Raw genomic sequence first — 13815 nt, forward strand, 5'->3', positions numbered from 1 at the left:
GTGGCGGGGTCGGCCGGGCCGGTGGTCGCGGCGATCCTAGGGACGGACCCGCCGCCCCCCCCCCCCCGCCGGGCGGGGCCCGCCCCCGCACGGCGGCCGGGTGTGCGGCAGCGGCGGGCGGACGAGCACCGGCGGCAGCAGCGCCCCGGCCGGTTCCCGCTCGTGGGCGCGGCGGCACGCGGCGCTCAGTTCGCCACCCGCGTCGAGCAGATCGCCGAGCCGGTCGGCGAGCCGGGGCGCGGTGCGGCGGCTGCCGTGCTCCAGGCGGCTGACCGCGGTGTGGTCGTAGCCGACGGCGGCGCCGAGCTGGGCCTGGGTGAGGCCGGCTGCCCGCCGCAGGCGCCGCAGACCGGCGCCGAACTCCTGCCAGGACGCCGCCGACGGGTACGCGGCGGCGGAGGTGCGGCCGTCGTCCACGGGCAGTCCTCCCCCCACGGATCCCTCGCGGGGCCGACTCCTCCCCGGCCCTCCGGACACCAGGACGGTACTGGACGGCCCGGCCGCCGTCCATGACGTGGTATCGACCAATCGGTCTCAACCACTGCGGGAAACACGCAGCTTGACGGAGTTTGCCAACTGCCGTACTCCGCAGCCGAATCCGTTGACCAGGGCATGACGGCGTGTGAGGGTTCCGGCACCCGAGCGCGGACCCCGCAGGCCGTCCCCGACAACGGCCCGTGGCGCGGCGCCGCCGGCCACCGTCGGCGACACCGCACGTACCTGTGTCCGCGGTCGAGGACCCCCACCTTCGAGGAGCCTCGATGAACCGCAGATTGCTGACGGCCGGGACGACCCTGGCCGTCCTGGCCGGCCTGCTCACCGCCACCGCGGTGGGCCCGGCCGCCGCCCGTCCCGGGCCGGCGGCCGCCCCCGCCCCGCCGAACGCCCTGGCCGCCGCCGTATCCGCCGCCGACCGCGCGGCCGCGGCCGGCCTGGACACCCTCGCCAAGGGGCCCGGCGAGAGCTACGAGCGGCACGCCGTCACCCCCTGGCTCGGCGGCCTCTACTCCGTGGCGTACGAACGCAGTTACCGCGGACTGCCGGTGGTCGGCGGCGACGCCGAGGTGCTCGCCGACGGGCAGGGCCGGATCCGCGGCCAGCAGAACGCCGCACCCGGCGCGATCGGCGTGCCCACCACCACCCCCGCGGTGAGCGCCGCCGACGCCGAACGGACCGCCCGCACCCGGCTCGCCACCGTCGACGGCGCCGAACCGGCCCGCCTGGTCGTCAAGGTCACCGATGGCCGGGCCCGGCTCGCCTGGGAGTCCGTGCTCACCGGCCGGACGGCCACCGCCCCCAGCCGGCTGCACGTCTTCGTCGACGCCCGCACCGGCACCGTCCTGGACAGCCGGGACGACGTCCGCGCCGGCACTGCCAACAGCCGCTGGAACGGCCCCGCGCCCGTCACCATCAGCACCACCAACTCCGGTGGCTCGTACGCGCTGCGCGACCCGAACCGGCCCGGCCTCAGCTGCGCCGACTACGGCACCGGCCAGGTGTTCACCAAGTCCACCGACTCCTGGGGCACCGGCAGCCCGACCAGCAAGGAGACCGGCTGCGCCGACGTGATGTTCGCGGCGCAGAAGGAGTGGGACATGCTGCGGGACTGGCTGGGCCGCAACGGCCACAACGGCAACGGCGGCAGCTGGCCGGTCAAGGTCGGCCTGAGCGACGTCAACGCCTACTGGGACGGCTCGTCGATCTCGATCGGCCACAACCAGGCCAACGAGTGGATCGCCTCGATGGACGTGGTCGGCCACGAGTTCGGCCACGGCATTGACCAGTACACGCCCGGCGGCGCCAACAACGAGGCCGGCCTCGGCGAGGGCACCGGCGACATCATGGGCGCGCTCACCGAGGCGTACGCCAACGAACCCGCTCCGTACGACTCCCCGGACTACACCGTCGGCGAGACGATCAACCTGGTCGGCAGCGGGCCCATCCGGGTGATGTACAACCCCTCGCAGGTGGGCGGCAACCCCAACTGCTACTCGGCGTCGATCCCGAACACCGAGGAGCACGCGGCGGCCGGCCCGCTGAACCACTGGTTCTACCTGCTCGCCGAGGGGTCCAACCCCGGTGGCGGCAAGCCGTCCAGCCCGACCTGCAACAGCTCCTCCGTCACCGGCGTCGGCATCCGCGACGCCGGCCGGATCTTCTACGGCGGCATGCTGCTCAAGACCAGCGGCATGACCTACAAGCGGTACCGGACGGCGACCCTGACCGCCGCCAAGAACCTCGACCCGGGCTGCACCTTCTTCACCCGCACCAAGGCCGCCTGGGACGCCGTCAGCGTCCCGGCCCAGAGCGGCGACCCGACCTGCACGCCCTCCGGCACCAACGACTTCTCGCTCTCCGTCGGCCCGGCCTCCGGCAGCGTCCAGCCCGGCGGCTCCACCACGGCCGCGGTCGCCACCGCGGTGACCTCGGGCAGCGCGCAGACGGTGGGCCTCAGCGCCTCCGGCGCGCCGAGCGGCGTCACCGTCGGCTTCAACCCCTCCTCGGTGCAGGCGGGTTCCTCCGCCACCATGACCGTCTCGGCGGGTGCCTCCGCGCCGGCCGGGACGTACACCCTGACCGTCACCGGCACCGGCAGCGCCGTGCACACCGCGCAGTACACGCTCACCGTGGGCGGCGGCGGCAACCCCGGCGGCGGCGCACCCGACATCGACGTCGCCAAGGTGCAGGCCCACCTCGCCCAGCTGAACACCGTCGCCGACCAGAACGGCGGCAACCGCCGGGCCGGCAGCGCCGGACACGGCCAGTCCGTCGCCTACCTCAAGGGCAAGCTGCAGGCGGCGGGCTACACCGTCACCGAGCAGACCTGCACCAGCTGCAGCTACACCTCCAACAACCTGATCGCCGACTGGCCGGGCGGCCCCGCCGACCAGGTCACCATGTTCGGCGCCCACCTGGACAGCGTCGCCGCCGGGCCCGGCATCAACGACAACGGCTCCGGCTCCGCCGTCCTGCTGGAGAACGCCCTGGTGCTCGCCCAGCAGAACCCGACCCTCACCCGGCACGTCCGGTTCGCCTGGTGGACGGGCGAGGAGCAGGGCCTGCAGGGCTCCAACCACTACGTCTCCCAGCTGAGTTCGACCCAGCGTGCGGCGATCAAGGCGTACTACAACTTCGACATGGTCGGCTCGCCCAACGCCGGCTACTTCGTCAACAACCTCACCTCGGCCGCCGCCGCCCCACTGAAGGCGTACTGGGACTCGCTGGGGCTGCAGCCCGAGGAGAACACCGAGGGCCAGGGCCGCTCCGACGACTACTCCTTCCAGCAGGCCGGCATCCCCACCTCCGGCTACGCGGCCGGCGCCAGTGCGGTCAAGACGGCCGCCCAGGCGGCCAAGTGGGGCGGCACCGCGAACCGGGCGTACGACTCCTGCTACCACCAGTCCTGCGACACCACCGGCAACATCGGCGCCACCGCGCTCGACCGCAGCGCCGACGGCGTCGCCTCCGCACTGTGGAAGACCTCGGTCGGCGGGACGGTGCCCGGCGACGACTTCTCGCTCGCGGTGAACCCGGCGAGCGGCAGCGTGGAGGCCGGCGGCTCGACCACCGCGACCGTCGCCACCGCCGTCACCTCCGGCAGCGCCCGCACGGTCGCACTGACCGCCACCGGCCTGCCGAGCGGTGTCACGGTGAGCTTCAGCCCCTCGTCCGTGCAGTCCGGCGCCTCGGCGGTGATGACCGTCTCGGCGGCCGCCGGCACCGCGTCCGGAACGTACTCGATCACCGTCACCGGCAGCGGCCCGGCCACCCACAGCACCACCTACTCCCTGGTGGTCGGCAGCGGGCCCGGCACCGGCACCTGGGCGGCCGGCACCGTCTACCGGGCCGGCGACACCGTCACCTACGCCGGACTGAGCTACGTCTGCCTGCAGGGCCACCAGGCCCAGACCGGCTGGGAGCCGCCGATCGTCCCGGCGCTCTGGCAGCGCGTCTGAGAACCGGGACCGTGCCGCGGGACGCCGCCCGGCGCCCCGCGGCACGGCCGTCCACCGGGCGCCGGGGCGGGGGCCCCCCCCCCCCCCCCCGCCGCGCCCCCCGTCCACCGGGCGCCGCCCGGCACAGGCCTCCGGCGGGACACCGGAGCCGGGCGGTACGGCCCGGCGGACGGCCAGGGGGGGAGGGCGGCAGGGGACCCGGGGGTGCAGGGGCCCCTGCCGCCCGCACCTGTCACCGGCACCGCCACCACGCGGGGAACGCGCTGCGGGCGGCGGCCGTTGGACCGCCGGAGAGGGGTGTGGGTGAGGACACGTCAGAAGGACCGCGACGTCCCGGGGCCGCAGACGCCGTGGGACGAGATCGTGCCCGGCCTGTGGATGGGCGGGCACTACTGGACGGACACTGCGGGCGAATTGCAACTCGCCGTCGCCGGAGACGAGTTCGACCTGGTGGTGAGCCTGTACGCCGCGCCGGGCCACGGGCCGGCACCCGGCGTCGAGCACCTGGTGGCCGAGATCCCCGACGCCCCGCTGACCGCCGGTCAGCTCGCGGACGTCCAGCAGCTCGCCCGGGCCACCGCGTCGGCCGTCCGCGACGGCCGCACCGTCCTCGTCCGGTGCCACTCGGGCTACAACCGCTCCGGCCTCGTGGTCGCGCAGGCCCTCGTCGAGCTCGGGACGGAGCCCGCGGCGGCCGTCGAACTCGTCCGGCGGCAGCGCTCCCTGTGGGCCCTGCACAACCGCGTCTTCGAGGACTACCTCGCCGTGGGCCTGGACGTCGCCGCGCTGCTCACCGGCCTGGACACGCCGGCCTGACCGGCCCGGTCGGCCCGGCCGACGTGCTCCCGGCTCAGGCCGGGGCGTGCAGGGCCAGCGTCCAGGTGTGCACGGTGTGCCGCCGGTGGTCGGCGGGGTCGCGTTCGGCGACGATCGCGGTGAGGCGCTCGCCCTCGCGGCGCAGGGCGCTGATGTACCGGTGCCGGTCGTCCGCGGGGACGGCCGTCAGCTCGGCCAGCACCGTGTGCTCCAGCCCGCGGCCGACGGCCCGCACCACCCCGTCGTCGATCACCAGCACGGTGCCGTCCTCCAGCACCACCGGCCGCGGCACCGTCGGGTCGGTGAGCGCCGGGCCCGCCTCCACGACCCCGCCCGGGAGCAGCCGGACGACCCGGCTGCGGGTCGGGATGCGGCGGTCCTGCTCCACCACCCGGATCCCGCTTCCGGTGACGAAGTGCCCGTAGCTGCGCCAGGCGTCGACCTCGGTGCCGTCCCGGTCGTACTCCCAGGTGTCGAAGTGGCCGTAGCCCTCCAGGCCCAGGAAGAACCGGCCGCCGCGCAGCACCGCCCCGCGCTCGCCGCGGAGTTCGGCCACCGGCCGGCCGTCCGCCAGGTCGAGCAGCAGGGCCGGGCCGAGCATGCCCCACACGGTGTAGGCGAGCGAGTCCGTGGTGACGAGCACCCGCCCCTGCGAGACGTACGCCGCGTTGGGGCGGGCCTCGCAGCGGTGCACCCAGCGGGTCCGGCCGGTGTCGTCGGTGCAACGCACCTCGCCCTGCGTACCGTGGATGCTCAGCCCGTCCCGCCGGGCCAGCGGCCCGTCCGCGCGCGGCCCCGGGTCGTACGGCGGCCGGCCGACCGCCGCGACGTGGTCGAGGACGGTGGCGCGCCAAACTGCGGACTGTGCCTGCCCGCCGGCGCCGTTCTGCTCGGGTGTCGGCATGGCGGTGATGATAGGGCCTGTCCGGTCGAGGGGGCGGACCGTCGTCCGCCGTCGCGCTCAGGGCGCGGTGGGCGGGTGGCCGTGGTGCGCCGCGAGGCGGGACAGGGTCTCGCCGAGCGGTGCCGCCACCCGGACGGCCGCGAACTCGTCGCCCCGGGTGGGGCCCTGGTTGACGATGGCGACCGGCTTGCCGGTGCGGGCCGCGTGGCGGACGAACCGCAGCCCGGACAGGACGGTCAGCGAGGAGCCGAGGACGAGCAGCGCCCGCGCCGCGTCGACCAGGTCGTAGCACTGCTGGACGCGCGGCTTGGGGACGCCCTCGCCGAAGAAGACCACGTCCGGCTTGAGCACGCCGCCGCAGGCCGCGCACGGGGCGACGCGGAAGGCGTGCACCAGCTCGTCGGGCAGCTCGACGTCGCCGTCCGGGTTGATCCGTGAGCCGGTGTCCCGGAAGCCGGTGTTCAGCTCGGTCAGGCGGCGGTCCAGCTCCCGGCGGGTGCTCGTCCGGCGGCAGTCCAGGCAGACCACGCGGTCGAGGGCGCCGTGCAGTTCGACGGCGTCGACCGTGCCCGCCGCCCGGTGCAGCCCGTCTACGTTCTGCGTGATCACGCCCGTGACGTGGCCCGAGCGGCGCAGCTCCTCGACCGCGCGGTGGCCCGCATTGGGCAGCGCACCGGCGATGGTCCGCCAGCCGACGTGGCTGCGCGCCCAGTACCGCCGCCGGCCGTCCTCGCTCGCGGTGAACTCCTGGTACGTCATGGGCGTGCGCGGCCGGGCCCGCCCGGTCTCCCCGCGGTAGTCGGGGATGCCCGACTCGGTGGACAGCCCGGCGCCGCTGAGCACGGCCACCCCGCCGCCGGCGAGCAGCCGCCCGACCTCGCGCAGGCCGTCGGCCGTCGCCGGCCCACCGGCCGGCTGCGGCCCGTCCGCGGGCGGCTCGGACCCGCCGGCCGCCGTGTCCCCGGTCATCGGTCGGATGCGCATGCCCCCGAGGATAGATCGCCCGCCCGCGGACCGCGGCGGACCGGCCCGGGAGGGCCGCGGGCGGCGCGCCGGTGCGACGCTGGGGAGGTCGAGCTCCGGGTGGCCCGTGCCCTTCAGGAAGCGGACCCGGTCGACGCCCTGGTGGAGGTGGACGGTCAGACCGGCGAGGCGCTCCGGCCGGTCCTGCGCGGGCGTGCCGAGCCAGGAGCCGGTCGGTGGGTGGGAGACGTCGCCGCGGGCCGCGCCGTCGACCGTGACGTGGTGGGTGGCGGTGCCCGCGGTGCCGGCCCGGGCGGCGGGCATCAGCAGGGCGGGCGTGAGCGCGGCGGCGAGTGCGCAGAGGGGAGCGGGACGCCTCGGCGGCCTCCGGGCCGGGGGTGTGAGGGGGCATGCCGCACCTCGGGCGGGTCGCGTGGGGACGGGGGAGCGGCACCCGGCGGAACGGGAGGGCCTCCCGGGAAGACTGGGGGTGTGGAGGTGTCCGCGTCAATGCCATCAACGGCCCAATCTGGGAGCGCTCCCACGAAACTTTCGAAGTCACCCCACATGACCAGCACTGTTGGGAGCGCTCCCGAGAATCTCCCGTTGAACGTCTTCCCGGGCCCGGCCCGGTTCTCCTACCGTCGGGGGAGGCCCGCCGGCAGCCGCCCACCCCACCCCACCGCTCGGAGGACACCCATGACCTCGTTACTCCGCCGCCTGCGAACCGCGATCGGCGCCCTCGCGCTGCTGACCGCCGCGGCCGCGCTGCCGGTCGCCGCCGCACCGCCCGCCGGTGCCGCCACCCGGCTCTGCGACACCTTCGGCTCCGTCCGGATCGCGGGCGGCCGGTACATCGTCCAGAACAACAACTGGGGCGACAGCACCCAGCAGTGCCTGTCCGTCACCGACACCGGCTTCGGCATCTCGTCGGAGAGCCACAACAAGCCCACCAACGGCGCCCCGGCCTCCTACCCGTCGGTCTACGCCGGCTGCCACTACACCAACTGCACCACCGGCAGCGGACTCCCGCTCCAGGTCAGCGCCTTCGGCAACCCGCAGACCAGCGTCGGCTACCGGACGATCGGCAGCGGCGAGTGGGACGCCGCCTACGACATCTGGTTCGACTCCTCGCCGAACCCGTCCGGCCAGAACAACGGCGCCGAGCTGATGATCTGGGGCAACCACCGCGGCGCCCCGCAGCCCGCAGGCCAGAAGGTCGGCACCGCCAACCTCGCCGGCGCCGCCTGGGACGTCTGGGAGGGCCGGCTCATCAACGGCGGCATCGGCTGGAACGTCGTCTCCTACGTCCGCCAGCAGGGCACCGGCTCACTCTCGGTCAACATCAAGGACTTCACCGAGGACTCCGCCAACCGCGGCTACCTCAACCGCGCCTGGTACATGACCAGCGTCCAGTTCGGCTTCGAGCCGTGGGTCGGCGGCACCGGCCTCGCCGTGGACTCCTTCTCCTTCACCGCCAACGGCACCGGAGGCGGCGGGGGCACCGGAAGCACCCTGGTCGGCCAGGGCAGCGGCCGCTGCCTCGACGTCCAGGCCGCCGGGACGGCCGACGGCACGGCCGTCCAGCTCTACGACTGCAACGGCACCGGCGCCCAGGTCTGGCAGCGGGTCGGCAGCACCTTCGTGAACCCCAACTCCGGCAAGTGCCTGGACGTCGCCGGACAGGGCACCGCCAACGGCACCCAGGTCCGGCTGTGGACCTGCCTCGACAACGGCGCCCAGCAGTGGCAGGTCAACGCCAACGGCACCGTCGTGAACCCCAACTCCGGCAAGTGCCTCGACGCGGTCGGCCAGGGCGCCGCCAACGGCACCCGGATCCAGATCTGGGACTGCTACGCCGGCGGGACCCAGCCCAACCAGGTGTGGTCGCTGCGCTGACCGGCCGCGCGCCGTGCGACCGGGGCACCGGCCCGCCGCCCCCGCCCGGTGGCCCGGGCCGGGAACGCGTGGCCGAATCCGCCAGAGACCCGTCATTGCGGACACCGCCCGCACCCGGCGAGGATCGGGGCATGTCCCCACCGCACCGCGTGCTGGTCACCGCGTTCCCCGGCATCGAGATCCTCGACGCCGCAGGGCCGGCCGAGGTGTTCTCCGTCGCCACCCGCCTCCTCGGCGGCACCCGGCCCGGCTACCGGGTGGAGATCGCCGCAGCCGAACCCGGGCCGGTCACGACCTCCAGCGGCGTCCGCCTGCACGCCGACCTGACGCTCGACCGGGTCGGCGGCGGCATCGACACCCTGCTGGCCGCGCCGCCGTCGACACCGCCGACGGCCCGGCCGTCGCCCGGGTCGACGCCGCCGTCACCGACTGGCTGCGCGCCACCGCCGGCCGGGCCGCCCGGATCGGCGGCATCTGCGCCGGCGCACTGCTGCTCGCCGCGGCCGGCCTGCTGGCGGGCCGGCCGGCCACCACGCACTGGAACCTCGCCGCCGAACTCGCCGCCGAACACCCGGAGACCGAGGTCGACGCCGACCCGATCTTCGTCCGCTCCGGCCGCCTCTGGACCTGCGCCGGCATCACCGCCGGCATGGACCTCGCCCTCGCCATGGTCGCCGAGGACCACGGCCAGGCCCTCGCCCTCGCCACCGCCCGCACCATGGTGATGTACGTCAAACGCCCCGGCGGGCAGAGCCAGTTCAGCGTTCCGCTGTCCGCCCCGCCGCCGCCCGACGACCGGTTCGGCCCGCTGCTGCGGGTGATCGCCGAACAGCCCGCCGCCGACCTCTCCACCGAGGCGCTGGCCGCGCGGGCCGGGCTCAGCGTGCGGCACTTCTCCCGGCTGTTCGCCCGGCACACCGGCCGCACCCCCGCCGCCTACGTCGAGGGCACCCGGCTGGAACGGGCCCGCCGACTGCTGGAGGAGAGCGACCGCGCCCTCGCCGACGTCGCCCGGGCCAGCGGCCTGGGCTCCGTCGAGACCCTGCACCGGGCCTTCCGCCGCGGCCTCAACACCACCCCCGCGGACTACCGCCGCCGCTTCCGCTGACCGACTCCCCTCCTGCCCCCCGCGACCTCGTGTGGGGTCTCCTCGGCCTGCCCGCGCACGGCGCCGGCCGCCGCACCCTCCCCCTGGAGAACACCCGTGTCCCGTACCACCGTCACGCCGATCCCCGTGCTCGGCCGGCACGCCGTCAACGCCTACCTGCTCACCGGGCGGCGCCCGGTGCTCGTCGACGCCGGGATCCCCGGCAGCGGGGAACAGATCCGCCGGCACCTGGAGCGGCTCGGCGTCGACCCGGGCGACCTCGCAATGATCGTCATCACCCACGGCCACATCGACCACTTCGGCTCCGCGGCCGAACTCCACCGCCTCACCGGCGCGCCGATCGCCGCCCACGCGGCCGATCTCGGGCCCTACCGCACCGGGCGGGTCCGCGAACCCTACCTGCCCACCGGACCGATGGGCCGCCTGATGAGCCGCGGCCGCCGACTCCACGTCCGCGCCGAGCCCTTCGAGCCGCAGGTCCTGCTGCGCGGCGAGACCCCGCTGGACGAATTCGGCATCGCCGCGCGGGCGGTGCCCACCCCCGGCCACACCGCCGGCTCGGTCTCCGTGCTCACCGACCACGGCGACCTGGTGGCGGGCGACCTGGTCGCCAACTCCTTCATGGGGCTGATACCCGGCCGGCCGGCCAACCCGCCGTTCCACGACGACCCGCTCGGCAACCTCGACAGCCTGGACGCGATGCTCGCCCGCGACCCGGCCCGGCTGCACGTCGGCCACGGCACCCCGCTGGACCCGGACCGCGTCCGCCGCTGGGCCGCCCGCGAGCGCACCCGGCTGCTCCGCAGGGCCGCCACCGGACGGCTCACCACCCGCGCCGACCTGCCGGACGGCGCCGACGCGGTGGCCGTCGACGAGGCGCCCGCCGACTACTCGGACCTCTCCCGTCCGGGCGCCTCCGACGGGTGACGGAGCCGCGGCCGGACGGTGCTCCGGTAGGTCCGCGGACTCATCCCGGTGCTCCGCTTGAACCGGTCCCGGAAGGCGGTGGCCGAGCCGAAGCCGACCTGGGCGCCGATCCGCTCGACCGGGTGCGGGGTGGTCTCCAGCAGGTGCTGCGCCCGGCGGATCCGGGCCACGTGCAGCCACTGCAGCGGGGTGGTGCCGGTCTGCTCCCGGAACCGGCGGATCAGCGTACGGGTGCTGACACCCGCGCGGGCGGCGATCCCGTCGAGCGTGAGGTCGCGGTCGAGGTTCTGCCGCAGCCAGCCGAGCAGCGGCTCCAGCGCGGCCCCGCCCGGCGCCGGATCGTGGTCGAGCGGGATGAACTGGGCCTGCCCGCCCTCCCGTTCGAGCGGGACGACGGAGAGCCGCGCGGCCTCCGCCGCCACCGCGGAGCCGTGGTCGCGCCGGACCATGTGCAGGCACAGGTCCAGCCCGGCGGCCGCGCCCGCGCTGGTCAGGATCTGCCCGTTGTCCACGTAGAGCACGTCCGGGTCGACCGTGACCGCCGGATGGTCGGCGGCCAGCCGTCCCGCCGCGGCCCAGTGCGTGGTCGCGCGCAGTCCGTCCAGCAGCCCGGCGTCCGCCAGCACGAAGGCCCCCGAGCAGATCGACGCGATCCGGGTGCCACGCGCCGCCGCCGCCCGCAGCGCCGCCAGGACGGCGGGTGTCGGCGCCGGGTGCGGGCCGTCGGTGCCCGGCACCACCACCGTGTCCGCCGAGCCGAGCTCCGCCAACCCCCACGGCGCCCGCAGCGCGAAGGATCCGGCATCCGTCTCCGGCTCCTCCGCGCAGACCAGCACGCGGTAGCCGGGGCCGCCGCCGGGCAGCCGGGCCCGGCCGAAGACCTCCACCGGGGTCGCCAGGTCGAAGGGGACCACCCGGGGGAGCGCGAGGACGGCGACGGTGTGCACGGTCGGCAATCTACCCGCCCGCCGCCGGGCGACCGCCACCCCGTTCCCGCAGGTCCGCGCGGTGGCACGGCGGTGTCGCTATCCCGTTGAAAGCTGTCGCCGGAGCCCCTGTGGCCCTCCGCCGCCCGTGGATAGCGTCGGGGTGTCGCCGGCCGCGCCACCACCCCTCCCACCTGCTGAAGGACGCCCATGCATGCCCAGATCGTGCTCTTCGACGGCTTCGACCCGCTCGACGTCGTCGCCCCCTACGAGGTGCTGCACGCCGGCGGGACCGCCTCCGCCGGGGCGGTGACCGTCGAACTCGTCTCCGCCGAGGGCCCCCGCGAGGTGGTCAGCGGGACGGGCGGGCTCGCGCTGCGCGCCACCGCCGCGCTCGACCCGGACCGCCCCGGCCTGGTCCTCGTCCCCGGCGCCTCCGGCCGGATCGGCGAGGCCGACGAGCCCGAGCACACCGCCGACCCCGGCACAGCCGATGCGCCCGTCCCCGTGCTGCTCGGCCGCACCCTGAACACCGCCCTGCCCGGCCTGCTGGCCCGGGCCGTCGACAACCCGCGGACGACCGTCGCCACGGTGTGCGGCGGCTCGCTCGTCCTCGCCATGGCCGGACTGCTGGAGGGCCGCCGCGCCACCACCCACCACCTGGGCCTCGACCTGCTGGACGCCACCGGTGTGCACGCCGTCCGTGCCCGGGTCGTCGACGACGGCGACCTGGTCAGCGGCGCCGGGGTCACCTCCGGCCTCGACCTGGCGCTGTACCTGCTGGAACGCGAGGTCGGACCGCAGATCGCGCACGCCGTCGAGGAGTTGTTCGCCCACGAGCGCCGCGGCACGGTCTGGCGGAGCGACGGCCCCGCCCCGGCCGCCTTCTGACCGAACCCGCCACAACCCGCTGAACGAGGAGCACACCACCATGTCCGTCACGCCCGTCGAAGGCACCTGGGACCTCGCCATCGCCACGCCCGTCGGCCGGATCGCCGCGGTGATCGAACTCCACCGGCGGGACGGCCGCCTGGCCGGTACCGCCCGCGGCGCCGAGGAGGAGGTCCCGCTCGACGCCGTCACCCTGGACGGCGACCGGCTCAGCTGGCGGCAGTCGGTCACCCGGCCGTTCCGCCTCAACCTGACGTTCGACGTCGCGGTGGACGGCGACGCCCTGGCCGGCACCTCCCGCGCCGGCCGGCTGCCCGCCTCCAAGGTCACCGGTCGCAGGCGGACCGGGTCCGCCGACACCGACGCGGACCGGGGCTGAACCGCCGCCCGGTATTCTCCTGGCGCGTCGGGTCGGGCGGGCGCGATCATGGCCGGATGGATGTTCGTTTCCTCGGCATCGCCGAGTTGGCCGAAGTCCCGTCCGTGGCGGTCGTGGTCGACGTCATGCGGGCCTACACGGTGGCAGGCTGGGTCTTCGCCCGGGGGGCCGAGAAGATCGTGCTCGCCGAGTCGCTGGACGAGGCCCTGGCGCTGAAGGAGCGTCACCCGGACTGGGTGGCACTCAAGGACGGTCCGCCGATGCCCGGGTTCGAGCTGGTGAATTCGCCGGGTCGGCTGCGGTCCGCCGACCTCGGTGGGCGGACGGTCGTGCAGAAGACCACCGCGGGGACGGTCGGCGCCCTTGCGGTGAAGGAGGCCTCGCTGGTGCTGTGCGCCGGCTTCGTGGTGGCGGAGGCGACGGCCCGGCTGCTGCGGGCACGCGGGTGCGACAGCGTCACGTTCGTGGTCACGGGCGAGGACGGGCAGGCCGACGAGGACCTGGCGTGCGCCCAGTACATCGCCCGGAGGGCCGCCGGGGACGACACGGATGTAGCCGAGTTCCTCCGCCGCGCCGGATCCTCGCGCGCCGCCGCCGAGTTGGCGGAGGGGGTGCGGGAGGGATCCCATGCCGACGACGTCGCGCTCTGCCTGGAACTCGACCGCTTCCCCTTCGCCATGGTGGCGACCCCGGAGGACTCGCTCATGGTCCTGCGGCCGTGGGGTGCACCACGAGGGGCGCGTGAGGGCACCTCCAGGCCGAAGGCTGGGGGAGAACCGCACGATCCGGATGCGGGCCACCGGACAGACGGGGCTCGGCCCGTGCTGCCGTGACACCCACCCCCGGATCGCGCAGTTCCTCCGTCGAGGCCGGGCGCGGCCGCGATCGCGCCCCGGAAGGCGGTCGACCGCTCGTCCGTCAGCCGCAGCAGGTCGTCGAAGTCGAGAGCGTTGTACACGCCGGTCGTCCATCACTCCGTTCCGTATCCGGACGGCGGTTTTCGCGGCCGACCCGGCAGCCGACCCGGCGGCCGGCACGGCATCCGG

At 75.4% G+C, this 13815-nt stretch carries 11 protein-coding genes and 1 pseudogene; 8 read left to right on the forward strand and 4 right to left on the reverse strand.

The features are described 5' to 3' along the window. Positions 1-36: 36 nt before the first annotated feature. Entirely contained in the window at positions 37-417 is a 381-nt protein-coding gene (locus tag ABD353_RS05640; RefSeq protein ID WP_344622353.1) for a helix-turn-helix domain-containing protein, read from the reverse strand. A 344-nt stretch (positions 418-761) separates the two neighbouring features. Here ABD353_RS05640 and ABD353_RS05645 point away from each other — a divergent pair, with 344 nt between their 5' ends. Further along, on the forward strand, positions 762-3956 hold the full coding sequence (locus tag ABD353_RS05645) for a M28 family peptidase (RefSeq protein WP_344622354.1): 3195 nt from the start codon (positions 762-764) through the stop codon (positions 3954-3956). Positions 3957-4259: 303 nt separating this feature from the next. Beyond that, a complete protein-coding gene (locus ABD353_RS05650) occupies positions 4260-4772 on the forward strand; it encodes a protein-tyrosine phosphatase family protein (RefSeq protein WP_344622355.1) in 513 nt (170 codons plus the stop codon). Positions 4773-4806: 34 nt separating this feature from the next. Here ABD353_RS05650 and ABD353_RS05655 read toward each other — a convergent pair whose 3' ends face one another. Both ABD353_RS05655 and ABD353_RS05660 read right to left on the reverse strand, forming a co-directional pair. Further along, positions 4807-5676: a hypothetical protein gene (locus ABD353_RS05655; protein ID WP_344622356.1), complete on the reverse strand. Its 870-nt coding sequence runs from the start codon at positions 5674-5676 to the stop codon at positions 4807-4809. Between the two features lie 57 nt (positions 5677-5733). After that, positions 5734-6660, reverse strand: coding sequence for an NAD-dependent protein deacetylase (locus ABD353_RS05660; protein WP_344622477.1), 927 nt, complete (start codon positions 6658-6660; stop codon positions 5734-5736). Positions 6661-7338: 678 nt separating this feature from the next. On the opposite strand from ABD353_RS05660, the gene ABD353_RS05665 reads away from it, so the two are divergent. The 3 genes and pseudogenes from ABD353_RS05665 to ABD353_RS05675 all read left to right on the forward strand — a co-directional run bounded on the left by ABD353_RS05665 (position 7339) and on the right by ABD353_RS05675 (position 10573). Further along, positions 7339-8538 (forward strand): RICIN domain-containing protein, encoded by a 1200-nt coding sequence (locus ABD353_RS05665; protein WP_344622357.1) that lies wholly within the window; start codon positions 7339-7341, stop codon positions 8536-8538. A gap of 131 nt (positions 8539-8669) precedes the next feature. Then, a pseudogene (locus ABD353_RS05670) lies at positions 8670-9646 on the forward strand (GlxA family transcriptional regulator). 96 nt (positions 9647-9742) lie between these two features. Next, positions 9743-10573: an MBL fold metallo-hydrolase gene (locus tag ABD353_RS05675; RefSeq protein ID WP_344622358.1), complete on the forward strand. Its 831-nt coding sequence runs from the start codon at positions 9743-9745 to the stop codon at positions 10571-10573. Here the strand turns inward: ABD353_RS05675 and ABD353_RS05680 are convergent. Next, complete coding sequence (locus ABD353_RS05680) at positions 10534-11520, reverse strand: GlxA family transcriptional regulator (RefSeq protein ID WP_344622359.1); 987 nt, start codon at positions 11518-11520, stop codon at positions 10534-10536. The genes ABD353_RS05675 and ABD353_RS05680 overlap by 40 nt on opposite strands. Positions 11521-11709: 189 nt before the next feature. On the opposite strand from ABD353_RS05680, the gene ABD353_RS05685 reads away from it, so the two are divergent. The 3 genes from ABD353_RS05685 to ABD353_RS05695 are packed head-to-tail and all read left to right on the forward strand — an operon-like array spanning position 11710 to position 13602. Beyond that, the gene (locus tag ABD353_RS05685; protein ID WP_344622360.1) at positions 11710-12390 is read left to right on the forward strand and encodes a DJ-1/PfpI family protein; all 681 of its coding nucleotides are present in this window, start codon (positions 11710-11712) and stop codon (positions 12388-12390) included. A 40-nt stretch (positions 12391-12430) separates the two neighbouring features. Next, on the forward strand, positions 12431-12769 hold the full coding sequence (locus tag ABD353_RS05690) for a hypothetical protein (protein ID WP_344622361.1): 339 nt from the start codon (positions 12431-12433) through the stop codon (positions 12767-12769). A 56-nt stretch (positions 12770-12825) separates the two neighbouring features. Continuing rightward, entirely contained in the window at positions 12826-13602 is a 777-nt protein-coding gene (locus tag ABD353_RS05695) for a 2-phosphosulfolactate phosphatase (RefSeq protein WP_344622362.1), read from the forward strand. The last annotated feature ends 213 nt before the right edge of the window (positions 13603-13815 follow it).

Origin of the sequence: Kitasatospora arboriphila (genome assembly GCF_039528095.1) — a bacterium.
GTDB lineage: Bacteria > Actinomycetota > Actinomycetes > Streptomycetales > Streptomycetaceae > Kitasatospora > Kitasatospora arboriphila.

Coding starts and splice junctions, on each gene's coding strand:
- ABD353_RS05655 (WP_344622356.1), bottom strand. CDS start 5,676: ATGCCGACACCCGAGCAGAACGGCGCCGGCGGGCAGGCACAGTCCGCA.
- ABD353_RS05665 (WP_344622357.1), top strand. CDS start 7,339: ATGACCTCGTTACTCCGCCGCCTGCGAACCGCGATCGGCGCCCTCGCG.
- ABD353_RS05660 (WP_344622477.1), bottom strand. CDS start 6,660: ATGCGCATCCGACCGATGACCGGGGACACGGCGGCCGGCGGGTCCGAG.
- ABD353_RS05685 (WP_344622360.1), top strand. CDS start 11,710: ATGCATGCCCAGATCGTGCTCTTCGACGGCTTCGACCCGCTCGACGTC.
- ABD353_RS05645 (WP_344622354.1), top strand. CDS start 762: ATGAACCGCAGATTGCTGACGGCCGGGACGACCCTGGCCGTCCTGGCC.
- ABD353_RS05690 (WP_344622361.1), top strand. CDS start 12,431: ATGTCCGTCACGCCCGTCGAAGGCACCTGGGACCTCGCCATCGCCACG.
- ABD353_RS05695 (WP_344622362.1), top strand. CDS start 12,826: ATGGATGTTCGTTTCCTCGGCATCGCCGAGTTGGCCGAAGTCCCGTCC.